The 25133-nt window shown below is 66.6% G+C and carries 22 protein-coding genes; 8 read left to right on the plus strand and 14 right to left on the minus strand.

Translation table 11 applies throughout. The features are described 5' to 3' along the window. Window positions 1–28 precede the first annotated feature (28 nt). From OG326_RS32910 to OG326_RS32925, 4 genes are read right to left on the minus strand one after another with little or no spacing between them, the layout of a single operon-like run. A complete protein-coding gene (locus OG326_RS32910; protein ID WP_327141017.1) occupies window positions 29–1051 on the minus strand; it encodes an NAD-dependent epimerase/dehydratase family protein in 1023 nt (340 codons plus the stop codon). Further along, window positions 1048–2739 carry a fatty acid CoA ligase family protein gene (locus tag OG326_RS32915; protein WP_327141018.1) on the minus strand — a complete coding sequence of 564 codons (1692 nt, stop codon included), beginning with the start codon at window positions 2737–2739 and terminating at the stop codon, window positions 1048–1050. The genes OG326_RS32910 and OG326_RS32915 overlap by 4 nt, the downstream gene beginning before the upstream one ends. Further along, the gene (locus OG326_RS32920) at window positions 2736–3656 is read right to left on the minus strand and encodes a hypothetical protein (protein WP_327141019.1); all 921 of its coding nucleotides are present in this window, start codon (window positions 3654–3656) and stop codon (window positions 2736–2738) included. The genes OG326_RS32915 and OG326_RS32920 overlap by 4 nt, the downstream gene beginning before the upstream one ends. Further along, on the minus strand, window positions 3653–4693 hold the full coding sequence (locus OG326_RS32925) for a 3-oxoacyl-ACP synthase III family protein (protein ID WP_327141020.1): 1041 nt from the start codon (window positions 4691–4693) through the stop codon (window positions 3653–3655). The genes OG326_RS32920 and OG326_RS32925 overlap by 4 nt, the downstream gene beginning before the upstream one ends. Window positions 4694–5094: 401 nt before the next feature. Between OG326_RS32925 and OG326_RS32930 the strand changes: the two genes are divergently transcribed. From OG326_RS32930 to OG326_RS32940, 3 genes are read left to right on the plus strand one after another with little or no spacing between them, the layout of a single operon-like run. Beyond that, window positions 5095–6657: a cytochrome P450 gene (locus OG326_RS32930; RefSeq protein ID WP_327141021.1), complete on the plus strand. Its 1563-nt coding sequence runs from the start codon at window positions 5095–5097 to the stop codon at window positions 6655–6657. Between the two features lie 2 nt (window positions 6658–6659). After that, window positions 6660–8849 carry an MMPL family transporter gene (locus OG326_RS32935; RefSeq protein WP_327141022.1) on the plus strand — a complete coding sequence of 730 codons (2190 nt, stop codon included), beginning with the start codon at window positions 6660–6662 and terminating at the stop codon, window positions 8847–8849. A gap of 47 nt (window positions 8850–8896) precedes the next feature. Next, window positions 8897–10381, plus strand: a complete 1485-nt coding sequence (locus OG326_RS32940) for a flavin-containing monooxygenase (protein ID WP_327141023.1) — start codon at window positions 8897–8899, stop codon at window positions 10379–10381. A 7-nt stretch (window positions 10382–10388) separates the two neighbouring features. Here the strand turns inward: OG326_RS32940 and OG326_RS32945 are convergent, their stop codons facing one another. Further along, complete coding sequence (locus OG326_RS32945; protein WP_327141024.1) at window positions 10389–11702, minus strand: lipase family protein; 1314 nt, start codon at window positions 11700–11702, stop codon at window positions 10389–10391. Between the two features lie 202 nt (window positions 11703–11904). Between OG326_RS32945 and OG326_RS32950 the strand changes: the two genes are divergently transcribed. Continuing rightward, entirely contained in the window at window positions 11905–12942 is a 1038-nt protein-coding gene (locus OG326_RS32950) for a peptidoglycan recognition protein family protein (protein ID WP_327141025.1), read from the plus strand. Between the two features lie 89 nt (window positions 12943–13031). After that, window positions 13032–13568: a hypothetical protein gene (locus tag OG326_RS32955; protein WP_327141026.1), complete on the plus strand. Its 537-nt coding sequence runs from the start codon at window positions 13032–13034 to the stop codon at window positions 13566–13568. Between the two features lie 73 nt (window positions 13569–13641). Here OG326_RS32955 and OG326_RS32960 read toward each other — a convergent pair whose 3' ends face one another. From OG326_RS32960 to OG326_RS32975, 4 genes are all read right to left on the minus strand, one after another. Continuing rightward, on the minus strand, window positions 13642–14097 hold the full coding sequence (locus OG326_RS32960) for an SRPBCC family protein (protein ID WP_327141027.1): 456 nt from the start codon (window positions 14095–14097) through the stop codon (window positions 13642–13644). Beyond that, complete coding sequence (locus OG326_RS32965; RefSeq protein WP_327141028.1) at window positions 14094–14489, minus strand: nuclear transport factor 2 family protein; 396 nt, start codon at window positions 14487–14489, stop codon at window positions 14094–14096. Before OG326_RS32965 ends, OG326_RS32960 begins: the two co-directional genes overlap by 4 nt. A gap of 94 nt (window positions 14490–14583) precedes the next feature. Continuing rightward, complete coding sequence (locus OG326_RS32970; RefSeq protein ID WP_327141029.1) at window positions 14584–17409, minus strand: ATP-binding protein; 2826 nt, start codon at window positions 17407–17409, stop codon at window positions 14584–14586. A gap of 53 nt (window positions 17410–17462) precedes the next feature. Next, entirely contained in the window at window positions 17463–18356 is an 894-nt protein-coding gene (locus tag OG326_RS32975; RefSeq protein ID WP_327141030.1) for an RNA polymerase sigma-70 factor, read from the minus strand. 197 nt (window positions 18357–18553) lie between these two features. On the opposite strand from OG326_RS32975, the gene OG326_RS32980 reads away from it, so the two are divergent. Then, on the plus strand, window positions 18554–18931 hold the full coding sequence (locus tag OG326_RS32980) for a DoxX family protein (RefSeq protein ID WP_327141031.1): 378 nt from the start codon (window positions 18554–18556) through the stop codon (window positions 18929–18931). Window positions 18932–18943: 12 nt separating this feature from the next. Here the strand turns inward: OG326_RS32980 and OG326_RS32985 are convergent, their stop codons facing one another. Next, a complete protein-coding gene (locus OG326_RS32985) occupies window positions 18944–19660 on the minus strand; it encodes a PP2C family protein-serine/threonine phosphatase (RefSeq protein ID WP_327141032.1) in 717 nt (238 codons plus the stop codon). Between the two features lie 351 nt (window positions 19661–20011). On the opposite strand from OG326_RS32985, the gene OG326_RS32990 reads away from it, so the two are divergent. Next, on the plus strand, window positions 20012–20242 hold the full coding sequence (locus OG326_RS32990) for a hypothetical protein (protein WP_327141033.1): 231 nt from the start codon (window positions 20012–20014) through the stop codon (window positions 20240–20242). Window positions 20243–20796: 554 nt separating this feature from the next. Here the strand turns inward: OG326_RS32990 and OG326_RS32995 are convergent. Then, window positions 20797–21270, minus strand: a complete 474-nt coding sequence (locus tag OG326_RS32995) for a DUF7691 family protein (protein ID WP_442791075.1) — start codon at window positions 21268–21270, stop codon at window positions 20797–20799. A 49-nt stretch (window positions 21271–21319) separates the two neighbouring features. Between OG326_RS32995 and OG326_RS33000 the strand changes: the two genes are divergently transcribed. Then, on the plus strand, window positions 21320–22189 hold the full coding sequence (locus tag OG326_RS33000) for a hypothetical protein (protein ID WP_327141035.1): 870 nt from the start codon (window positions 21320–21322) through the stop codon (window positions 22187–22189). 294 nt (window positions 22190–22483) lie between these two features. Here the strand turns inward: OG326_RS33000 and OG326_RS33005 are convergent, their stop codons facing one another. The 3 genes from OG326_RS33005 to OG326_RS33015 form a co-directional block, all read right to left on the minus strand. Further along, the gene (locus tag OG326_RS33005; protein WP_327141036.1) at window positions 22484–22897 is read right to left on the minus strand and encodes a hypothetical protein; all 414 of its coding nucleotides are present in this window, start codon (window positions 22895–22897) and stop codon (window positions 22484–22486) included. A 554-nt stretch (window positions 22898–23451) separates the two neighbouring features. After that, entirely contained in the window at window positions 23452–23658 is a 207-nt protein-coding gene (locus OG326_RS33010; RefSeq protein ID WP_327141037.1) for a hypothetical protein, read from the minus strand. A 386-nt stretch (window positions 23659–24044) separates the two neighbouring features. Beyond that, on the minus strand, window positions 24045–24686 hold the full coding sequence (locus OG326_RS33015; protein WP_327141038.1) for a DUF7919 family protein: 642 nt from the start codon (window positions 24684–24686) through the stop codon (window positions 24045–24047). Window positions 24687–25133: the final 447 nt, after the last annotated feature.

Here is a 25133-nt window from a genome sequence, read left to right on the forward strand (position 1 = left end):
GGGAGCGCTCTGCGTTTCAGCTGAAGTGTCAGGACGGGAGTGCGGAAAGGCCGCCGATGGATTTCGCCCAGTCCACGTAGCGATCCATGCCCTCGCGCAGGGAAACCGTGGGGGCATAGCCGAAATCGCTGCGGGCGGCGGTGGTGTCGTAGGTGTTCGACACCGTGAGGGCGGCGACGGTCCAGCTGGACAGCGGCGGGGCGATGCGCGATTGCAGGCCCGGGATCTTCCAGATGGTGTCGAAGACCGCAATAACGGTGTCCAGCACCGGTTTCGGAATCGTCCGGGTGGGCGGCGCCAGATCGAAGGCGGTCGCCAGGTCGCGGGCGAAGCCCCACAGATCGACGTCTTCGGCATCGGCCAGGAAGTACGGCTTACCTGCCACGGCATCGGACCGGGAGGCCTGGACACAGGCGCGGGCGGCGTGCTCGCAGTAGGTCATAGAGATCAGCACCGGCTTACCGCCCGACAGATCCGGCAGGCGTCCCGAGGCGATCTTGTTGAGCAGCAACGTCATCCAGCCACCCGAGCGCGGACCCCAGATCATGCGGGGACGCAGCGCGCAGGTGGTGAAGTCCGGTCCGTTTGCCGCCAGCACCTCGCGCTCGGCAATCGCCTTGGTCTCGACGTAGTAGCTCTTGGGATTGCGCACATACGGTTCGGACTCGTCGACGCCGAAACGGTCGCGATCGTATTCGGTGGCCACGCTGGGACTGCTGACGAAGACGAAGCGCCCCGCGCCGCCGGTGCGGGCGGCATCCATCAGACGCCGGGTGCCCACGACATTGGCCTCCCAGAACTGGTCACGATGACCGGTCTCGGCCACCCGCCCGGCACTGTGATGCACCACGTCCACCCCCTTGCAGGCCGCGGCGAGCGACTCGGCATCGCCGAGATCACCGTGCACGATCTCGACGTCGGGCAGCGATCGCAGGTAGCCGAGATCGCCGGTGGGCCTGGCGAGTACGCGCACCTCGTCGCCCGCCTCGAGAGCCTGGTCGACAATGTGGCTGCCGAGGAATCCGGTGGCGCCGGTGACGAGAACTTTCATCGCGGGGTTCCTTCACTGTCGTAGCCGAGCCGCGCGCCGGCCCAACCGGCGAGCTCCTCCCGGCCGATCTTGGCGTTGTGCCGGATGTCGACCGGAAATCCGCTGTGCCGCAGGAAGGTCCGAATCGGCGCGGTGACGGCGCGAGATTCGGCCAGGCGCAACAGTTCCCGTTCGATGCGCGGGGATTCGGCGGGGTCGACGCCTGCGCGCAGTTCGTAGCAGAGCACCGGCACCTGCGCATCCGCCCGGCCGACACCGACCAGCGCGCTGCGGTGCACATCAGGGTGTGCGGTAAAGATCTGCTCGCACTGCACCGTGAACAGGTCCCCGGCGCTGGTGCGCACCCGCTGGGAGATGCGGCCGCAGAACCACAGCCGGCCCTGATCGTCCTGCCGGGCGAGGTCACCGATGCGATGCCAGCGACGGACCGTGCCGTCCGGAAGCCGCTCCTCGATCTTGGCGCGCGCATCGGCGGCCGGATTGCGGTGGTAGGCGGCGCTGACCTGCGCTCCGGTCGCGGCGATCTCGCCGATTTCGCCGGGCTCGACCTCCAGATCTTCGGTCCAGAAAGGGATTTCGGCATCGGTGATGCGAATGATCCGCACCCGGGTGTCGCTCTCCGATTCCGGCAGTGGCCTGCCCACGCACGTGCCCGCCCCATCGCGGGTCCGGTCCTGCAGCCCTTCGAGCTCCGACCACTCCAGCGTGGTGAGCGGAAGCGCCTCGGTCGCCCCGTATGTGGTGAAGACCTGCGCCTGCGGACCGAGCGCACGTCGCACATCTGCCAGCGAGTCCAGATTCGCGGGCGCACCCATGGAAATGACCGTGGTCAGACTGGACAATTCGATTCCCGTCCGCCGCAGATACGCGCCGAGCGGGGCGAGCAGCGCGGGCGATGCGGTCAGATCGGTGACCTGGAAGCGACGCGCCACCTCGGCGAGCAGTGCGGGATCGGCCTGCGACACCCGCACCGGATCCACCGGGCCGAGCACCACGTGCGCACCCTGCAGCAGATCGAAGAGCCCGAACAGCGGAACGGTCGCCAGTGAGACGAAACCGTCTGCGCGCCCGTGTAAGTCGGCGACCACCCGCAGTGAGGCGGCGAAGCCCGCGCGGGTGAACTCCACCCCCTTGGCCGGGCCCGTACTGCCGGTGGTGAACGCGATCATCAGCAGATCCCCAGGCGCATGCGCGACCGTGACCGGCTCACCATTGCGCTTCGCGAGCTGCCCCAGCGTGTAACCGCCCCAGTAGGAGCGCCGCCCCGCGGTGACATGCACCCGCACCGTGCGGAAGGTGCGCCGCGCGGCGATCCGGATGAGGTGCGCGAGCGGAATGCCGATGAACGCCTCCGCGCCGACACTGCGGAAACAGTGCAGCATGCGTTGCACGCCCATGCCCGGATCCACCACCACCGGCACCGCGCCGACCCTGAACAGTGCGAAGATCACCGCGAACAGATCCGGCTCCGGCCGGACCATCACAATCGTCTTGACGCCCTTGCCGATTCCGATATCGGTGAATGCCCGCGCATAGGCGTCGATCCGCTCGCCGAGCTCGCGAAAGGTCAGCGCCTCGAAGTCCGCTCCGTCCGCCGCGCCGGTCCGATGGCTGACGGCAGGCAATTCCGCGTACTTCTCGAGCTGCCGCGCCAACTGCACGTCCGGATCATCGAGTACCGCGCTCACACGGCCCCTTCCACCCGATAGCTCACGCATCCGGCCATCGGCCCCGAACCCGCCGTGAGGAATACCAGTTCGGCGCCCGGCGACAGTGCGCCCTGCTCCTGCAGCTGGTGGTACGCGATGGCAAGGCCGGAGCTGCCGGCATCTCGGTCGCCGGTCATCGCCTGGTAGCCGGCGGCGAATCCGAACTCCTCGGCCAGGCCGCTCGCGAACTCGGGCACCGGATTATTGGTGACCAGAGTGGCGCTGCCCGTGACGATTTCGGGCTGTTCGGCCAGATAGTCGCGCAGGGTCGCCGCCGCGGTCGCGACGATCACGGTGTCGTAATCGTCCGCGACGTCGACCGTAATCGTCCGCTGCCCGGCACTTCCCATGGCTTTCAGGTCCAGATATCCGGCAATGCCCGGATCGGCGCCCGCGCTCCGGCCGCGTGCGGGGGAAATCCGGAGCGGGCCGAAACCCGACTCCCGATCCACACCCTTGCTCAGCAACCAGGCCGCGCCGGCGGTCGCGTACCGAAAGTCGTTCGGCTCGTGAGCGATTCCGCCCGGATGGGCGTCACTGCTGACGATCAGGATTCGCCCGGCGGTGCCGTTGGCCAGCAGCGCGGTCGCCGCGTGCACGGCATTGAGCACCCCGCACGCGCCATTGCGCAGGTCGAACGAGAAGGTGGAGCGGCCCGATCCGGCCTCGTAGTCGAGGTGCATATCCAGCCCGAGCTGGATGAGCGCGGAGTTGGCGGGTTCGACAACATTGCCGTCGCGGTAGACGCCGACGTTCACCAGCACGTCGATATCGCCGGGTGCGATTCCGGCCCGCTCCAGGCATTCCCGGCCCGCGAGGACGGCATGCTCGATCGATCCCGTGGTCGCGGGGGCGGCACTGATCGCGGATTGTTCGATGATTACGGACATATTCATCCCACCAGAGAATCGATAGTGGCGGACATGACACCGAAGATCATTCCGGAGGCGGTCGGCACCAGGCAGACTTTGGAACCCTTCGGAATCTCGCCGCGCGAAATATAGTCGTACAGCGCGAGGAAATGCGTGCTCGCACCGGTATTCGCGTATTTGTGCACGGTCGCGAGCCGCGGCGGCATTTCCGCTTCGTGGATCTTACTCCCGGATTCGGCGAGTTTCTCGGTGAAGGCCACACCGAGCTGATGGAAGACGATGAAATCGAACTTCTCGTCGGCGAATGTGCTGCCGCGCTTGACGAGCCGATCACGGTGCAGTTTCGCCCAGGTTTCACGGCGCGGCGCGGCCTGCATGGTCATATTGTCGGTCAGCATGATCATGTTCTCGGAGGCGTCGCTGGGTTTGGCGATGCACAGCGGCGAGAATTCGGCGCTGGTGATCATGTCCACGTAGTGGATTCGATCGTGCTCGTCCTCGGCGCGGTCCACGATCACCGCGACGGCCGCGTCGGCCAGGGTGAGCGCCGGGAACTGCAGATCGCGGATGCCCTTCGCCTCGGCGAGCGCACCCTCGGTGACCGGGGAGATGATCTCCGCCGTCACCACCATGCCGGTGCGCACCAGTCCGGCGCGAATCATGTTTTCCAGCAGGTAGATCGCCGTCATGGTGCCGCCGCAGGCATTGACCACGTCGTAGCCCATGGCATTGTCGGCCCCGATCCGGCGGGCGATCTCGTGCGCGGCGGCGGGTTCGAACACCATGTGGAACCCGTCGTGCACCGTGGTGCCGGCGCTGATGATCACATCCAGATCGGCGGCCTCGTACCGCGAGCGCGCCAGACAGTCCTGTGCCGCGAGCGCGCCGAGCGAGAGGCTGTCCTCGCCGGCCGAGCGATCGACCATGCGGCGGGTCCGAATTCCGGTGATCCGTTCGACGTCGAATTGACCGCCGCTCGACATTCGAGTCAGTAGTTCATCCGTGGTGTATTCGCGCTGGGGCAGAGCGGCTCCCAGCGCACCGAGGCGTGCGGCACTCATCGTGACTCCCGATGGCTATCGGATGGAGGGAACCGGCGACTGGGCGGTCCCGCTGAATCGAACGAGGCAAACATTGGCTCTGTTCGGATTCCACGGACCGTATGAGCACGATCTTACGGTGTCAAGACAATTCGCACCCGAGAGCGACAGAGGTCACCCGAAGGCGCAGTCATATCCGATGCCACTGCTCCCGAGATACCAATCGGCACAGCGCTTTTTGGTTCCGGAGACAAGTGTGATCGCCCGGTTGCGACAGTGCGGAAGTCCTGGTTACGCTGACCGAAACCGGCACCCCCGCAATCGATTCGCTGGCGTTCTCTCGAAACTCGGGCCCTCGCCCGCAATTACCCGATTCCGCGCGCCGTCGCGCGATCCGGCCGCCAGATTTGGAGCATTTCGCGATGACATCCACCGCCACCCGCACGCCGACCGCGAGCCGCGTACCGCCCACCGCCCCCGGCGCCCTCCCCCTGCTCGGCCACTGGCCGCGTTTCGGCCGCCGTCCCTACCGCTTCATGTCCACGCTGCCGGAGGTGGGACAGGTTGTGCGCGTGCGCATTCCGGGTTACGACACGTATGTCGTCACCGATCCCGAGCTGGCCCGCGAGGCGTTCGTGACGCTCTCCGACCAGGGGCACATGATCGAACGCGCCGAGGCGCTGCTGGGCGAGGGCGTCACCGTCCTGCAGGGCCGGCGGCACAAGCGCGAACGCCGCATGATCGCACCGGCTTTCGCCAAGGCGCGGATCGCCCGGTACGCAACGGTCATGACGCGTCTCGGGGCCGAACGCGCCGCATCCTGGCACGCGGGTGAGACCCTCGCCGTCAACGAGCAGATGCACGATCTCGCACTGCGGACCGTCGCGGCGGCCCTGTTCACCGGTGAAATCGGTTCCGAGACAGCCGAAGACATCCACCGACTGCTACCCCCGGTCATGACCCTGCTCTCGCGCCGGGTCACCCGCCCAGCCTGGATCGACCGAATGCCACTGCCCGGCAACCGCCGCTTCGACCGGCTGGTCCTCGAGATGAAGGCCGCCACCGGCGGCATCATCGCCGCCTACCGCGCCGAACTGGCCGCCGATCCCGACCTCGATCACGGCGACCTCCTCGGCACCCTGCTCAAGGCCCGCGACGAAGCCGGAGACGCCCTCACCGACTCGCAAGTGCACGACGAACTCATCAACTTCCTCGTCGGCGGCACCGAGGCCATCGGCGCCACCCTGGCCTGGGTCTTCTACGAACTCGGCCAGAATCCCGAGGTCGAGGCAGCCCTGCACGCCGAAGTAGACGCCCTCCTGCGAGTGAGAGGCGAGATCCCCTCGCACGCACCAGAAGACACCGGGTTGCCTGGACGCGGGAATACCACGCCGGCCGGCCACGGAGACACCACGCCATCCGCGCAAGGGGACACTGCGCCCGCCAGGTACGGAGACACCGCGGTGCCCATGCAGGGAGACACCACGCCGCGCACTCGCACTGCGGGAGAAGGCACGCCCACGAACGTTCGGCCTGCCGAATTCGGCGATCTGGGGGCGCTGGATGTGACCAAGCGCATTGTGCTCGAGACGCTGCGCAAGTATTCGCCGTGGCTGACCGTGCGGCACGTGCCCACCGCCTACACCCTGGGCGGTGTCGAGATCCCCGGCGGCAGCATGCTTTTCGTCTGCCCGGTGGCCATGCACCGCGATCCCGCGCTGTACCCCGATCCCGAGCGTTTCGATCCGGACCGGTGGCTGCCGGAGTCGATGGCGTCTATGACGAAGGGCGCGCACATTCCCTTCGGCATGGGCGCCCGGCAGTGTCCCGGAAATGTGTTCTCGCTCACCGAGATCGCGCTGCAGGTGGCCACGATCAGCGCGCGCTGGCGACTGCGGCCGGTGCCGGGTGTCGCGGTGCGGGAGACCGTGATCGGTGCGCTGGTGCATCCGAAGCGGCTGCCCATGCGGGTGGAGGCGCGCTGACCGTGGTCGCCTTCGCACTACGCCGGTACCGGGCGGTCCTGATCGTCGCGGCCGTCCTCGCGGTGCTCGCCGGACTGGCGGGCACCACACTGTTCGACAAACTCCAGGGCGGCGGATACTTCGACCCGAGTTCGCAGTCCACCGCCGCCGCCGACGCGCTGCGCGATCACTTCGGACAGGGCACGCCGAATCTGGTGCTGCTCGTGGACACCGGAAAACTCGTCGACGATCCCGAATCCGTGCGTGCCGCAGCGGCACTCGTGCAGCGCCTGCAGGCCGAAGCGGACGTGACCGGAGTGATGTCCTACTGGACGTCGGGACACCTGCCCGCACTGCGCGACAAGAGCGGACGGCAGGGCCTCGTCGTCGCCACGATTCTTGGCGACGAAATGGGCATCGACCACCGGATCGCCGAGCTCGCACCGCAATTCGCCGGGACACACGACGGCATCGAGGTCCGAGTCGGCGGCTACGCCATGATGATGCACGAGACCGTGCAGCAGGGGCAGCGCGATGTGGTCGCGGGCGAGGCGGTGGCCTTTCCACTGACCCTCATCGCACTGCTGGTCGTATTCGGCACGGTGGTGGGCGCGGCACTGCCCCTCATCACCGGCACCGTGACGACCATGCTCACCGTGGGCGTGCTGTGGCTGCTGGCCGAGTTCACCGAATTATCCTCCACGGCAACCAATGTCGCCTCGCTGCTCGGCCTAGGTCTGGCGATCGACTACAGCCTGCTCATCGTCAGCAGATATCGCGAGGAGCTGGGCACCGCACCCGATCCGCGCACGGCCCTGATCGCGACCATGACCTCGGCGGGCCGCACCGTAGCCTTCTCGGCACTGACGGTCGCCGTCGCACTGTCCTCCATGCTCATGTTCCCGCTGCTGGCGGTGCGATCGATCGGGTACGCCGGAATCGCCGTGGCGCTGACCGCCGCCGTGGTCTCACTGACCGTGCTCCCTGCCATCCTGCTGGTCGCCGGCGATCGGATCGACCGCTTCCGTGTCTTCCGGAAGCGGCAGTCCGCCACTACCTCCCGCGAACTCGACGAGGGTTTCTGGCACCGCCTCGCCACCATGGTCATGCGGCGGCCGATTCCGGTCGCCACCGTCACGGTCCTGCTGCTGCTCGCACTCGGACTGCCCTTCCTGCGCTTCCACCCCGGCTTCCCCGACTACCGCTCCATGCCCGGCGGCTCATCCTCGCGACAGGTCGCCGAGACGGTGCAGCGCGACTTCGACGCCGCCGAACTCTCGGGACTGTTCGTCGTACTCCCGGACAGCAAAACCGGGCTCACCGACTACGCGACCGCGCTGTCGCTGCTCGACGACGTCGCGCGCGTCGACACCGCGACCGGCAGCTACACGCGGGGCGCGCTGGTCATACCTCCCACCGCCGAACATCACCGATTCGAAACCGACACTGCTGCTTATCTTTCGGTGATACCCACCGCCGCCGATCCGGGAACCGTGGACGCCGTCATCCGCGCCGTCCGCGCCACCCCGTCGCCATCGCGGGCCCTGGTGGGCGGCGTGGACGCGGCCAATCTGGACGCCATCCACGCCCTCACCACCCGGGTGCCGCTCGCCCTCGCCTACGTCCTGATCGCCATGGCGGTGCTGCTGTTCCTGCTGACCGGCAGCGTTCTTGTCCCGGTGCTGGCGCTGATCCTGAGTGCGCTGAGCCTGACCGCCACCTTCGGCGCACTCGTCTGGATCTTCCAGGAGGGCAGGCTGTCCGGGCTGCTCGGCTTCACCGTCACCGGCGATCTGTCGGCCGTGGTGCCGGTCATGCTCTTCGCCGTCGCCTTCGGGCTGGCCATGGACTATCAGGTCTTCCTGCTGGCCCGCATTCGCGAGGAGTACGAGAACACCGGCGACGCAACGGCATCGGTGGCGATCGGGCTGGAGCGCATCGGCCGCATCGTGACGGCCGCCGCCATCCTCATCTCCATCGTGTTCCTGGGCTTCCTGGCCTCCGACATCACCTTCATGAAGGCCTTCGGCATCGGGCTGCCGCTGGCGGTGCTGGCCGACGCCACCCTGGTGCGCGGCTTCCTGCTCCCGGCGGCGCTGCGACTGGGCGGGCGCTGGACCTGGTGGGCTCCGCGGCCGCTGCGCCGCCTGCACGATCGCTTCGGTCTCCGCGAAAGCAGCGCGCCGCCCGCCGAAGTCGCGGTGGTGTCCTGAAATGCCCGGGCCGTCAACACTTTCCGTCCACGAACCGAGGTGCCCGCATGTCTGACTCCCAGTCCGGTCCCGACCGCTACGACGTCGCCATTATCGGCACCGGATTCAGCGGTCTGGCAGTGGCGATCAATCTCCGCCGCCTCGGCATGGACAACTTCGTCCTGCTGGAGCGGGCCGACGCCGTGGGTGGCACCTGGCGGGACAATGTGTATCCCGGCTGCGCGGTCGACGTGCCGTCCGTGCTGTATTCGTATTCCTTCGCGCCGAATCCGGACTGGACGCGCCTGTACGCCACCCAGCCCGAACTGCGCGCCTACACCGAATCGGTGGTCGACCGGTTCGACCTGCGACAGCGGATTCAGCTGAAAAGTGAAGTGGCCGAGGCGGATTTCGACGAGGACGCCGCGGAGTGGGTGATCCGGCTGACCGACGATCGGATCGTGCGCGCCCGGGCCGTTGTCATGGGCTATTTCTCGCTGCACGCCGCGGCCATCCCCGATATCCCCGGACGGTCCGGCTTCACCGGCCCGCAAATGCATTCCAGCACCTGGGATCCCGGCTTCGACCCCGCCGGCAAACGCATTGCCGTGGTGGGCGCGGGCGCCAGCGCCGTGCAGATCGTGCCCGCCCTGGCGCGCACCGCCGGCCGGGTCATCTCCTTCCAGCGCACCGCCGCGTGGGTGCTCCCGCGCGGCGACCGTGCCATTCCCCCGGCTGTGCGGACCCTGCTGCGCCGAATCCCGCCCCTGCGACTCGCCGCCCGCGCCTTCGTCTTCAGCTTCCTCGAGGCACTGCACTTCGCGGAATTCCATCCCCGGCTGGTGCGGCTCTACGCGCGAGTCTGCCTGGCCGCCTTGAATCGCCAGGTCCCCGATCCCGAGGTGCGCCGAAAACTGGTTCCCGACTACAGCTTCGGTTGCAAGCGCCCCATGGTTTCCGACGAGTACTACGCCGCCTTCGCGCGGCCCGAGGTCGGCCTCAGCACCGAGAAGATCGTCGAGATCACCCCCACCGGGCTGCGCACCGCCGACGGCCTGCACCACGAGGTCGATGCGATCGTGTGGGCCACGGGCTTCCACGTCCAGGACTCCATCGCCCACTTCCCCGACTTCCGCACCGAAACCACCTCCACGCGAAAGAAATTCACGCAGGACGGTTTCACCGCCTATCGGGGCATAGCCTTCGCGGGCCTGCCCAACCTCTTCGCCGTCACCGGCCCCAATACCGCCCTACCCCACACGTCCCAATTCCTGGCCATCGAACCCACCGCCGGGCTCATCGCCCGCACCATCGCCGATATGCACCACCGAGCCGTCACCCGCTACACCCCGACCGCGGCGGCCGAACAAGCCTGGGTGGCCCGGGCACGCCGACTCCTCAGCACCCGCATCTGGTCGACCGGTAACTGCACCAGCTACTTCGTCGACCAGACCGGCACCAATACCCTCACCTATCCCGGCGGCACCTGGACCCTGCGCCGCGACCGCCGCCAACTCCGTCTCGAGGACTGGCAGCAGGCGGGCGGCCGCTAGCTCGCTGTCAGAGTTCCGGCGTAAGCGGATTTCCCGGCGCGATGGCGCCGCAGCTGGTCGGCGCCGGCGCTCCCGCGAATCGGTCGTTGAGCCAGCCGAGCGCCACCGGCGACCACGGGGCCATGGAGGGCACATGGCTGAGCAGGTCGTACTGCTGGTACTGGATGGACGGATTTCCGGTCTCGCAGTACTGATTCGCGAGGGCACGGACATCACCGGCGACCATGACACCGTCACCGTGGCCGATGCCGGGCTTGCTGCCGTCGCTGCCCTCCAGCTCGCCATTGGCGCCCTGGCCGATGAACATGGGGATCGTCGGCGTGGGCGCGAGCCCGAGGTCGATCTTGCGTACCGCCTCCACGAACGGCGGCACGCTATTGGGGTCGGCGTATTCCGGCTTCGCCATCTGCTGCCAGGTCAATCCGGGGTACTGGAACAGCACATTGGCGATCGAGGCGTTCGAGAGGCGGGAAACCACCTGTGCGCCATAGCCGCTCAGGTAGGGCGTGAAGTCGATGTCGTAGGAGCGGGCGATGCCGATGATCGCCATGGCCGCCACACCCGACCAGCCGATACTGCCGCTGATGTAGGACAGGTTGCGGGCGGGATTGACCAGCACGCCGCCCTCGGCGGCGCCGACCAGGTTGGCGTCGACATCCGGGGCGTAGCTGGGGGCCAGTGCCGCGGCCCAGTTGGTGGCGATCGCGCCGCCCGAATACCCGATCATGCCGATCCGGGCATCCGCGTTCAGGCCCGTGGCCGAGGAATGAGTCGCCGCGCGGATGGAATCCAGGGTGTTCATGCCGTATTCGGGTCCGGCGGCGAAATCGGCCTGCTCGCCCTCGGTGTCGTCGACGATGACGGTGTAGCCCTGCGCGAGCAGCGGGGCGATCAGCACGCCTTCGGAGGCATTGACCATGCCGCCGAAGGTCACGTCACCGGCGACGGCCCGCGAGGGACTGTCCGCGGGGTTCAGGGAGTCGTAGAAGGATTGGTAGGCAACCGCTTTGGCGGGGTCGCTGCCGGGCGGGACCAGTACCGAGGTGACCCCGACGGCCGGGCGCTGCTGCGCGTCGGTCGTGCGGTACAGCAGCTGCACCGCCGTGACCGGCAGCGGCAGGCCGCTGACATGGTAGGGCAGTATCCTGGTGTCGAGCACCGTGCCCGGCTCGATCGACGACAGCGGCGTCGCGCCGTGGTACTCGTAGAACGCATCGGGTCCGGCGTTCGCCTGCGGTGCGAACTCCACCGTCGAACCGGCCGCCAGCGCCAAGACCGCAGCAGCCGTCACAACGGGAACACGTCCCAGTATTTTTCTCAACTCCGAGAATCCTCTCAACCGCGGGCGCCAAAAAAGCACTGGTCATAGACCGCAGCTCTAACCAGACCCCACAGTCCGGTTACCCACCGGTAGTCTGAACGCGTTCCCCTTTCTTCGTCAAGATCAGCCCCTCTGCCGGTGCCGGTTCCGGACTGGTCCGTCGACTTTCGTAGGATTCATAGGATGAAAGCCGAGGATCGAAGTGACGCAGCACAATCGACTACGCCGCCGCACCCTGTTCACCGGCGCGGCGGCGGTGGCCGCGACAGGATGGCTCGGGGCCCGGCCCCTCGCCGATGCCGCCCCCTCCGAGGGAACCGACTGCCACGGTGGGCTTTTCACCGCCGTCCGGCAGCCCGATCCGGCCGGAAGTCCGGCCTCGGTGCGATTCCGTGTGGCGGGCGCCTGGGGTGATCCGGTCCCGGTGCATCGAACCGCGCACGGCCGCGATGATCGCCCCGGCACGCTCTCTGAGATCATCCCCGTCCCGGCGGGCGCCGACAGACTCGATGTCATCTCCGAAAACGCCTTGGTTCCCAGCATTTTCGCGCCGGTGACCGCCCAGCCGTTCCGCACGGCCGTATCCACCTCGTACGCCTGGGGTTTCCCGGCGGTCACCCGCTCGGGCTGGGGAGCAGATGAATCCCTCATGACCTGGGGCGAGCCGGAATACGCACCCGCACAGGTGATCACGGTCCACCACACCCAGATCCCCACCGGACGGGAATACGACGACTACCGCGACGCGGTCACCGGCGTCTACCGCTTCCACGCCCTCCCCGATCCCGACGGCCAAGGCTGGGGAGACCTCGGCTACCACCTGATGATCGACCCCAACGGCGTGATCTACTCGGCCCGCCACACCGGTGCCGACGACTCCCCCATCTTCAAACCGGGCTCCGACCTGCGCCCCGGCGCCGAAATCATCACCGCCGGCCACGTCCGCGGCGCGAATTCCGGCAATATCGGCATCTGCCTGATCGGCGACTTCACCAGCGCCCTCCCCAGCAAACCCGCCCTGCACAGCCTCGACACCGTCCTGACCCGCCTCTGCTCCGCCCTCTCCCTCAACCCCTTCGCCCAGGTCGGCTACACCAACCCCACCACCGGCCTGACCACCACCGTCCCCACCGTCTCCGGCCACCGCGACTGGCAATCGGTCTGCGGCGAAACCACCTGCCCCGGCGACTTCCTGCACACCATCCTCCCGCTCCTCACCGCCCTCTCCCAACTCGGCTGATTGCCCACGGGGACAAAGGAACTCCGGCTACCCTCGGTCAGTTCGATTTTTCGGGAGGGGAAATCATGCATCGCTCGACGCTGTTCACGATGTCACTGCTGACAATCACCGGAGCCGCCCTGATCGCGACGCCACACGCGTCCGCCACCGAGGTGAGCACCGCGACCTGCTTCGTCGCGGGAAGCGAAATGGCACTCGCCCCGGGAATCAGTCTGATTCCGTCACAACAACACATCCGCGACCGAGGCATGTCCATCACCTGCACCGGCCAACTCGGCGACCGCCAACTCGACCCCAGCAGGTCCGGGATATGGGACGTCGACGTCACCACCGGCACCCGCCCCGGACCCGGCGGAACCGGAACCTGCCTCACCGACGCCGGCGACGGCCACATCACCGTCCACCTCCCCACCACAGACGGCGGAATCCTCGAACTAGACGGACCCGCCACCTACACAGCCGCCGGCCCCGGAACAGCCCTACAAGGCAACCTCGGCCAGTACCACTTCCGCTCACTCGCCCTCTCGGTCCCCGACCTGAGCCACCCCGAAGGAAACTGCTTCACCGCCCCCCTCCAACACTGGCTGACCGCAGGCCCCCTCATGCTCTTCGACACCGCCGAGTAGCTCAGCGCGGCAGGGCTTTTCGTAGAAACCTGCGACGGGGCTTGCGGGAGCGCGAAGTCCAGCCCGATATGCCTTATGCCGACGCCGGCGTGGTCTTTTCGATCATGGCGCGCAGTGCGGCGATGTCGTTGTCGAGGTTGCGCTGGAGCATGTGGGCCAGGAGTCGGCCGATCGGGCGCTGGATGCCGTGCGGGGTGACACGCAGTTCGAGGCGGAGTAGGCAGCGGTCGGGGGTCAGGGGGGTCAGTGTGCGGGCGCCTTGGGCGTCGGCGCCGGAGACTGTGCGCCAGGTCATTCGGGTACCGGGCTCGACGGTGACAACCTCGCCGGCGTTGTGCCAGGTGCGGCCGGCGAAGCGGAGTTGTTCGGCGGTTCGGGCGCCGGGGGTGACTATGCCGGGCGGGTCGGCGGTCATGGCGATGACGCCGCTGCGCCAGGCAACATCATTGGCGTAGTCGGCGAGCAGGGTCCAGACGATCGGGGCGGGCCGGTCGACGATGGTCTCGGCGGCCAGTTCGTAGGCGGTCACAGCCCGGCCTCCAGAGCTGCCAGCATTGCCGGGGTATCGATGTAGGCGCTGTAGCCGACAACGCGCCCCTCGCTCAACTTCCAGACGTGTACCTCGGGGATATCGAAGGCGATCCCGCCCGATCTGGTCGTACCGGTCGTGCGCCCGACCTGCACCACGTCCGCACCGGCCGTGAACAGGTGTTCGCGGCTCACTTTGCTGTCGATGGCGCCGAGCAGGGTCGTGAAGAATTCGACCGCGCCCTGATGGCCGTAATAACGCCCGCCCCAGGGTAATTCGGCGGCCTGCTCGATTCTGATATCGGGGTCGAACAGCCGTGGGATCACGGTGAAGTCCTGTGTGTCGAAGGCTTGGTAGACCTGCGCGATGACGTCGAGATTGGGATGCGGCATGGCGACGCTCCTGAGGGCGATATCGATGGGCATCGGGCCCGAGCAGCCGGTCGGCGGCTCCGGCCGACTATCCCGCCGCGGCGTTTCAATTCCGCTACAGCGGTCGGCCCGCAGCCTCGGCGATCATCGCGACCATGGCTGTCCAGCTCAGATCCGGTTCCGCTGCGGCGGGTGCGGCGGACAGCAGTCGATCCATCCGCTCGATCACCGCGGGATGCGCGAACTGTGCATAGCGGCGCGGGTCCGCGCCGACACGTTCGGAGTGGTGCACCGCCGCCGCCCGCAGCGCGATCGCCTGCTCCGGCAATCCGCGCACCATCAGGGCGTAGGCGGCGGCATACGCGGCGCCCAGCGCATCGGAGGTGTTCGATTGCTGCGCGAACACGGTCAGCGCCCGGTCGATGGCCGCGAGCGCCTCGCCGGCAGCGGCGATATCGTCCGGATCCGACAGGATCGACAGGGCGAGCACCACATCAGCCATGCCCTCGCACCACAGGTGACCGCAGTCGGCGCTGAGCTCCCGAGCCGCGCGCAACCAGGAAATCGCCTGCGCCGGTTGACCTTCCATCAGCAACGCCAGGCCCTGCCCGAATTGCGCGCAGCCGCGGATCCAGTCGGGAGCGGGACGGCGCTCGACCTCTGCGATGACAGCGTCCACCGCCGCCCGAGTCGGGATCGGGTCACCGAGCGCCGTGAGCGCCAAGGCCCGGTACATCAGCGCGTGCAGCCACAGCTCACGCTCGACCGCACCCCCGAGCAGACCCATCGCGGATTCGGCGCGGGCCAGCGCCTCGCGGGGATCACCGGCATGAAACGACACGATCGACAGAGCGAGCAGCCCGTGCGCTCGCTCTGCAGACGTGGCATCGGCCGCGAGGTCGAGCGCCGTCCGGATGAGATTGCGCCCGTCCACCAGAACACCCAGCGTTCCCCAGGCGAATTGCAGCGACGCGGTCGTGCGCAGGGCGTGCACCGGATGGCACGCCAGATCGTAGGTGATGCCCGCCCGGATATTCGGAAGTTCCACCGCCAGCACACGATAGGCCGCCCCGGCACGATGTCCGGTCAGCAGCGCCGCCTGCTCGCCCGCGAGCGCCCGGACCCATTCCGCATGCGCGGCACGCGTCGCCTCCGGGTCGGGATCGATATCGCGGCAATACCGCCGGATGGTTTCCAGCAGCCGATACCGCAGCACACCGGAAGGCGTGCGATCGGTGGTGATCACCGACCGGTCGAGCAGCGACGCCAGGCTCGCGAGCACGCTGGCATCGGTGGCGCCGGACTGCACGGCTTCGGCAGCCTCCCAGCCGAATCCGCCTTCGAACGGCCACAGCCGCAACAGCATCGCCCGATCGGCCGCACCCAGATGGTCGATGCTCCAGCCGATGGCCGCCTGCAGGCTGGCATGCCGCGACAGTGATCCGCGCGGCGTGGGGCCGAGCACGTCGAGCCGGTCCCGAATGTGCGCGGCGACCCCGGCCAAACCGAACGCGCGCTCCCGGGCGGCGGCCAATTCGATCGCCAACGGCAATCCGTCGACGCTCGCGCAGATATCCCGTGCGGCGGCGAGGTCGTCATCGGTCGGCTGCCAGCCCGGGCGAGCGGCCCGCACCCGGTCGATCAGCAACTGCACCGCGGCACCGTCGGCGCCGTCCGAGTCGACCGTCTGGAGCGGTTCGATGGTCAGCACATGTTCGCCGTCGATACCCAGCGGTTGCCGGCTGGTCGCGAGTATCCGCAGCTCAGGGCAGCCCGCGAGGAGTGTCACGGCAAGTTCGGCAATCGGCTCGATCAGATGTTCACAATTGTCGAGCACCAGCAATCCCGGCTGCATGGTGAGCGCCCGCCGCACCAGGGTCAGCGGATCTCCGGTGATATGGACCAGACCGAGCGCGGTCGCGACCGCCGTCACCACCGCACCGCCGTCGTGGACATCGCCCAGCCGCACCAGCCACCGATCGGTCGTATTCGCCTCCGCCGCACAGTATTCGACCGCCAATCGAGTCTTTCCGACTCCGGCGGGCCCCACCAGGCCGACCATGCGCCGCTCGGCCAGCAGTTCGGCCAGCAATCCCAGCTCCTCGCGGCGGCCGATGAAGACCGACAGCGGCCGCCCGACCGGCCGAAGTGTCGAGGCCGACTGCGAAACCGAGTGCGGGCGTTCGGATTCCACCAGCAACAAATTCGGATCATGGTCGAGCATCCGCTGCTCCAGACCGCGCAGCGCGGGCCCCGGCTCCACACCGAGCTCCTCGATCAGCAGCTCGCGCACCCGGCGCAGCTCGGCCAGCGCATGGGCTTGCCGACCACTGCGATACAGCCCCAGCGCCAGCAGTTCCCACCGCCGCTCCCGAAACGGCGCCGCGGTCACCGCCTCACTGAGATCGGCCACCGCCGTCGCGGTGTCACCGCACGCCAGCCGCGCCGCCTGCAATTCCTCGACCGCGACCTCCCGGAGCTCCACGAGCCGGATCCGCTCGGCCGCCGATCCGGCCGCCTGATCCAGCTCCGGCCACGGATCACCCCGCCACAGGGCCAGCGCCTGCCCCAGCAGCCGCGCGGCCCGCGCGGCATCACCGGACGCGAGCAGGCGCACCCCGTCGGTGATCAGCTCGGCGAACTGCTGGTGATCGACCCACTCCGGCGGCACCGCCAGCAGATACCCGGAGTTGCCACGCTGCAGATGCTCTCGGGCCCCGAGCGCCGAACGCAGTCGCGAGGCCATGACCCGCAGCGTCCCGACCGTATGCCGCGGATGGTCCGCACCCCACACCCACTCCGACAGCACCGCATCGGAGACCGGCGTACCCACCGCCATCGACAGGGCCGCCAGAAAGCGCCGCGGCGCCGGCCCGCCCAGATCCACGGCGCAGCCGTCCAGTTCGACCTCGATCGGGCCGAGCACCCGAACCACCAACACCCCGAAAGCCTAACCGGGATGAGCCCGGACCTCGGACGATAGGGGTCGCGGGCTCAGCGGCTCAGGGTGATCTCCTGTTCCATACGGGACAATTTCGCGGGATTGCGGACGGAGTACAGGCCGGTGATCAAGCCGTCGTCGATGCGCAGCGCCACCACGGTGTCGAGTTCGCCGTTGAGCCGGAGAATCAGGGCCGGGTAGCCATTGACCTGGGTCGGCTCGAACACTGCCTCGGCCGCGAACCTGCTCCACCCGGCGGATAGAAGGCGGACCACATTGCTCGCGCCCACAACGGGCTTCGGCAGGGCCTGTTTGACACCGCCGCCGTCACCCATGGCGACAACATCCGGCGCGAGCAGATCGAGAAGGCTTTGCAGATCGCCTGTTTCGACCGCTCGCTGGAACGCGTCGAGCACACCGCGGGTCTCGGCCTGCGAGACCACCCCGCGCGGCCGGCGTGCGGCGACGTGCGCCCTGGCGCGGTGGGCGATCTGGCGGACCGCGGCCGGGGTCTTGTCGACGGCCTCGGCGATCTCGTCGTAGTCCAGATCGAAAACCTCGCGCAGCACGAACACCGCCCGCTCGGTCGGGGCGAGCGTCTCCAGCACCAGAAGCATTGCCATCGAGACGCTTTCGGCCAGTTCCACATCATCCGCCACATCGGGCGCGGTCAACAGCGGTTCGGGCAGCCACTGACCGACATACGACTCCCTGCGGCGGCCGAGCGTCCGCAGCCGGGTGAGCGCCTGCCGGGTGGTGATCCGCACCAGATACGCCCGCCGATCCTGCACGATGGCGAGATCGACGCCCGCCCACCGCAGCCACGTCTCCTGCAGGACGTCCTCGGCGTCGGCGGCCGAGCCGAGCATCTCGTAGGCCACGGTGAACAGCAGATTGCGGTGCGCGACAAATGCTTCGGTCGCCGGGTCCGGCCGCTCCTCGCTCACGACCGCGCTCCAGACACCCGGAATGTGCTGCCCATGAGTGGCTCCTGTCCTCGATCTCGACCGCGTCCCCCATCAGACGCCGGTCCCTCACATTCTGTGACAGCAGCCCTGTGTGACGGTCGTCACCCCGCCGAGCTGTCACAGGATTCCGGCCACCGGCATCTCATGGACAACCCGATCACGTACAAGGAGCACCAATGAACGTCACCCTGTGGATCGTCGCCGGAGTACTCGCCGCCGCCTCCCTGTTCGGCGGCATCAGCAAAACCTTCATCCCCAAGGAAAAACTCGCCGCGGCCCCCGGCGGCGGCTGGACCGCAACCGCTACGGTCCCGTTCGTCAAATCCCTTGGGATCCTGGAACTCCTGGCGGCGCTCGGCCTGATCCTCCCCGCCGCTCTCGACATCGCCCCGATCATGGTCCCGATCACCGCCACCTGCTGGATCCTGCTGATGGTCGGCGCGGCAATCACCCACCTGCGCCACAACGAACCCAAGTTCATCGCCGTGAATCTCGTCTACCTAGCCCTGGCGGTCGTCATCGCGTGGGGCCGCTTCGGCCCGTACGCCTTCTGACCTGTACCGATCTCAGTCGACGCGAATCACGATGGCGGTGGCGTTATCGCTGCCGCCTGCCCGATGGCACGCGCCCAGCAGTTCACCGACCACAGACTGCGGCGGCGCATCGCGACCGAGATAGGCCCGCAGATCGTTGTAGCCGATCTGATCGGATACGCCATCGGTACACATCAGATACCGGTCGCCCGGCCGCATCGTCACACCGAGCACGTCCGGCTCCGGTGCGCCCCCATGCCCGATATACCGGGTCAACTGATATCGCGCCGAGGCAGCCTCCGGCGAATCGAACGGATACCAGCCGTGCACAGCCCCCAGCCAAGCCATCGTGTGATCAGTCGTCAACAGTTCGAGCAACCCGTCCCGCAATCGGTACACCCGAGAGTCGCCGATCTGCACGATCCAGAACCCCTGCGGCGCACCGACTATCGCAGTCAGCGTGCACCCGGCCAAAGTCCGCAGTTCATGCCCGATCGGAATCACCCGATCCTGAGCAGCCGCCACGGCCGCACGCAGCAGATCCGGCCCGGGATCCGCCGCGCTCACCACGTGGCCGACAAAAGTCTCCACCGCCGTCCGCCCCGCCGCCGCGCTACCGGCCCCATCCCCCATCCCATCGGCCACCACCGCCAGCAGCGGTCGCTCGCGGACGTAGGTGACATCGAAGTTCGCCGAATAGCGTTTGCCCACATCGCTACCCACCGCAACGTCGATCGAGTGACTGCGCACCCGCAGATTCTGGCATACGGCTCAGCCGGACCACCCCCGACCCGAACCCCGCTGCAGTTCGGCATTCTCGGGCATCGAATGCGCAGATTTACGTTTCCTTTTCACATTTCAGCGAATTCAATACGAAAGCCCTACGGGATAGTGCTATTCGGAAGAAAAAGTCATCCCATCGCATGATGAATGGCTTTACTTAACGCGTGGAATGGGCTTACTGTGATATTGCTGTGAGCGACAGTCCGATCCGCGGACAACGCTCCGCCGATTCCCTCGGCACCTGGCCGAAATGGCCTGTGACGCAGCAGATCAGGAACCCACGGGCCACTTTGTTGTGCCCAGAACAGGAGATACTCGGTGAACGGGAAGATTCTCGACTGCGCGGCCGTCGGCGCAGTCGTCGTTACCTTCTTCGCTGTCGCGATCTTCCACCCCGGAGTCGCAAACCTGCTCGTAGGCTGGTTCGGCGCAGTAGCCCTCGGCTACTACAGCGTATACATCCGCCACGACCCCACCCTCGTAAACGCAACCCGCGGCGGCGAACACACCCTCAACCATTCGACAACCCTGCGCCCCGCCTGGCGCTGACCGCCGTCCGGACCAACACCCCGCGAACGGCCGAGCCGCTAATTCGGTGTCAGAGACACGCAGTTACTCCCGGACTCCGCAGACAGCGACGCACGCAGATCCTTCAAAAAACAGTAAATCTGCAACGGCAAACCCGAACTACCGCTACCGGCGATCACACTGCTATCCGCAGTCGGGTTCGCCGGCGCGGCCGACGCCGGCACACTGGCAAGCGCGGGAACGAAAACCATTGCACCAGTGAACATCACGACACCAAGACGACTTCGCATACAGAAATCCTTTCGACCCACAGAGCGGAACCGCCCCGCGGGCCGAACATATCCAGCCGCACCTCCCCCGGCCAGCCCCCGGAAACGGTGCCACCGAGACAAGGGGGCACCGAGGTCGATGCAAGCGCACCAATCCATTTCCGCTGCCATGCAACCGAGCGCATGTAGATCCGGTCGCCAGCATATGCGTGCGTTCAGCTGGCACCAGATGGATGCCGCTGGTCGATCTTCCGAGGCGCTACGGTGCCCCGATCCGCTCCACCAACCCGGCGTTCGGGAAGAACCTCAGTAGAAGAACCAGATGAGATCTCGGCGCTTATTCAGGCACGCGTGTGCCCAGTCGGACAGTTGGGTAACGGTTTCGAGCACGTCGGGATCCACGTCTACCGACAGTGCCGGCTCCATCTCATCCCGTAGACCGGCCATCGCATCGAAGTCGATGCATCCGGCAGTCGGGTAGGGGAATGCTTGGGGCAGCGGTAAGTCCACTCCGAATGCGAAGTACTCACTCGGTTCACAGCACACGCCGACAGCGCCGAGCGTTGCCTCGACTTCGGCAAGCCACTCGGAACTCATGTCATAGTCGTTATCCAGCCCCGTCCCGTAGTGCTCACACATCGCCTTGAAGACGTAGACGTGTATCGCGGCGTCGTTGGAAAGGCGAGGAACCTCATCCAAGTAGCTGGATTCCAGGATCATCTTCGTCAGCGCTTGCCGAGCGGGAACGCGTTGCCCCCATTCTCTGGCCTCGACGTCCAGATAGTCGAGTTCGTCCGCGAGTCAATGCCAGCTGGTAAGAACATGGTCGATGACAATTCGGAACACCGTCCTCAGTGGGTCAACCACCGCGGCGGCACAAGCTCTGGAGAACATGCCCCGGGACGACCGTTGGTGGACGTTCGAACGGTACCTTTGTGATTTGTTCGCCCAGAATCATCCCTGGGCCGAAGCTGATGGACACCTCCACGATCCTCGCCTGCGTCTACGAGTCGCCCATGCGCGTGTGCTACGCGAAGAAGACATGGCAGGACAGGATCTTTCGGAGGAGCGACCCTCTGCCTGCGCGCCTGAGGAAGCCGAATACTGGTTGGTTCCAATGCGACTGCAGTCCTGGGAAGCGAGGAACTGGGATATCAAACATCTCTGGCGCTACTACGAGCAGGGCGCCGGCGTCGGCCGGGTCCCGGACTTCCCTTCCGAGGGTCTGGCGCTCCCAATGCTTGTGCTCCCCAAAGAACACCGGAGTCGGCCTGTCTATCCCTCGGCCTTCGGCTCGATGGAAATACAGCGCACGATGATCGATCACATCACCGTCGTCCGCGGGACAGCAGAGGAAGCCATTGCCCACCAGCTCACGATCAACGACTGGGAACAACCGGAAGTGCCTGCACAGGCAGCGACGGTCGATTTCTCCGACGCCTACCCCGCACTGCTCAGCGTCTTGGGCGGCGATGGTGCCTTCGGTCGAGCTTCTGAATCCGAAGGGCGCCTGAGACTTTGGCGGCTCCTCTACTCGATGGCAGGATCGACAGATCTCGACGACATCAATGACTTCGTTGCTCGGGTCCGTTGTATGACCTGGCGTGACCTGAGCGACGACATCTGGTACATACACCTAGCCATCGAAGACCCGACCCAGCGCACCACCTGGATACTGGACGGTCAAGACTTCGACTGACGCGACAGCGTGACGACAGTTGAACCGTACTGGGAACTTCATCCTCAACTCGGCTACTTAGACACTTGATGCAGGGCCGGGTCCAGGCACCTAAACTCGTACGATCAGGCCTGACCAGAGCACCACCTGCCTGCGGATCCATCGGTCGTAGATATCCCAAATTCCGCAATTCAGTGCGTTCGGCCGACCTCGGATGGCCACCGCCGGTTGATCTTCCGATGCACTGCGCTGACCGGTTCAGTCAGCGCGAACAGCGGCATGACCAGACATTCAAGCGGGTGCGCAGCGGTCCGATCAGCTGATGGGGTTAGAGCTCGGATCATCGGTTCTGGAGAGGAAACCGGTTACCGAAAACTTGAATTCCGTGCGTCGGGTCCGCGGCAACGGGACCTCTGAGAGCTTGCCGTCGTAGATCATCCACAGGCCGAAGCAGCTGTCGTCCTGGTCTCGGACGAGTACCTGTACCGAGAACGGATCTGGCCAATTCAGCGACTCCAGGTACCCCAAAAGCCCTGTCCAGTTGTGGCGGTAGAACTGGATGACCCACATGTAGCAGTCACTCGATCCGTGGTGACGGCCTTCGAACACGGAGTCATCGACCGGAGTGAAGCATTGATGCCACTCGCGTCCGTCGTCGGGCACGGTCAAGTGCTGCATCACTTTCTCGGCGTCTCGGGCGAGAACGATCACTTCAGCGAATCTGCTCATCCCAGAGAGTCTCTGCCATGATCACTCAGTTGGTGAAAACCGTACGAAACTCGGCAGAATGGTGCGTTCTGCCGGCCGCGGCCTTGGCAGTCCGAACAGCCTTGAAAGCGGCGGTACAGCGCGTCCAACGGGGCGCGCGACGTCGTTTCTCGCCGGATCCGTCGGGTTGCCCGCGGTTGGTGAGCCGGCGGCCGTTCTCGCGGTCGATGCCTTCACTGCCGTCCGGCTCCAGCCGAGACCGCGGAGTGCCTGGCCTATGGAACACGCCCCAGTGGTTGCTGCGCTGTCTGACGACCGGCTCCCAGACACAGCCTGGCGATCCCATGGGCTTCCCCGGTCTCTGCTGACCCCACCTGCCCGAGGAGATGATCGGCACGCACCCGACAATACGGCTGCCGCTGTCGATGGGATCCGCGCAGCGGGCATACGCGCCGACTTCGGCTATGGTGTGCCCGCTGCCCGTGCCGAGCTCGCAGCCATCGGCGGCGGGCTCGGCATGACGGATACCCATCGTCGACATCGGCCCAGGTGCCGCACTTACACCCGGGCGTGGCTCAGGATTCGACTATCAGGTCCGCGGCTTCTGTCAGGACCTTCTTGTAGAGGCCGTCGAGTTCCTCGTACCGGGTGGTCGCCGCTTCGAGATCGGCTTGCAATTCGCCGACTTGCCGTTCGAGACCCGCTACCTTGACGTCCAATTCGCGGTTCTTGTTCTGCTCCTCGATCAGCGCATGTTTGAGGTCGTCTTCGTGGTCGCTCATCGGCTCTCCCGCCTATCTCGGGTCGGTCCGCCCGACCCAGCGGCAACTCTAGAACGTCGCGGACTATCAGGAGATCTGTTGCACCACAGTCACATCGGATCGCAAGTCGACGGCCTCCCCCGCCTGTGATTATGCGGACTGAGCATCGATCGATTGCCACGCAGGTCGCCTCCTCGGCGGCCCCGCCACCTGAGCCTGCGCGTTCGGTCAGCAAGGAGAGTCCGACCGCAGTCTGCATGGTCCACTCGATGTTTCGGCGGCGCCGGCGCGGGCCGGCTCGGGGGACCTCGGACAGCCACCACCCAGTTGATCTTCCGCCACTTGATCTTCCACCGCCCGGGCTGGCAGGTTCGGTCAGCGCGGTATGCGGTGCGGGCCTCAGGCGGTCATGGCCGGTGGCGCTCTCTGAGCCAGTATCGAATACTGTCGGGAAACTCCTCGACCGGGGTTCCAGCGGCGAACTCGTAGGGCATCAACCGGTGCAGCGATCGGGCGATATCGTCCGCCGCGCAATCGAGAAGCATTTCGTCGGTGGCCGCGAACCTCAGCGCAGCCCATGTGCGCGGGTCCGGCCAGTTCGGTAGGTCGGTGATGGCCCAGCAGCGGAAGTCCAGGTCCGCCAACGGGTCCCGCAGAACCGTCACGAGCCGGTCCGCGCGCCAGTCCCAGTCCAGGCGCCGGTCGGCATCCAGGCAGTCCAGGAACTCCCGGGGCGGTTTGTACCCGTGTTCGCCGACGTAGTGCAGGATCATCATCGGTGCCGAATACACAGTCCCGCGCCGAGCGTAGTAGTGGAATTCACCATTTCCTTCGAATACCGTTGAGCCGAGGCAGAACTCGCAATCGTGGGTGCCGAGCATGATGCTCGACAGGTGCCGAGAAGCGGACTGGAGCGCGTTCAGATCCTGAGCGGACAGTGGCCGCTCCGCAGCACCCGGTACGCCATATTCCGGGCCGAGCCAGCCGATTGTCCGCATCGGGATCGGGCAAGGGTAGTACTCGTATGGTTCGAGATCGTTGTATTCCATGCCTGTTCCAGAATGCGTGCCCGGCAGGGTGCTCGCCCGGGCGACCGTATCGATCAACGACAGACGTCGCCACCGGCACCGTACTCAACTCGGGTAAATCGTGACTCCTGCTGGGAGAGGGCGGCCCAGGATCTGTTCGAGCAAGGCTGCCTTCCGGTCTCGTCGCCGGAGGCAGGAGGTTGAGACGGGAGGTCAACTCCGTGACCTGCACAACCCGCTCGTGCATCGCTTTGAACTCGGCACCGAGAACCCGTTCCCCCTGGGCAAGGAGCTCGGCTTCGTGGATCAGCATGAGGTTGTCGCTCGCCATCCCGCATACTTGCGCATCCGACCGACGAAAGACTCGGTCATCGGCAGTAGCGTGCGTTGGGAGGCACTGGCGGCCAACCAGTTTGGACGGACGACCAACGTCCGGGTCACGGCATGAGCGGACGTCAGCGGATCGCG

Origin of the sequence: Nocardia sp. NBC_01327, assembly GCF_035958815.1 — a bacterium.
In the GTDB taxonomy this organism is placed as follows: Bacteria; Actinomycetota; Actinomycetes; order Mycobacteriales; family Mycobacteriaceae; genus Nocardia.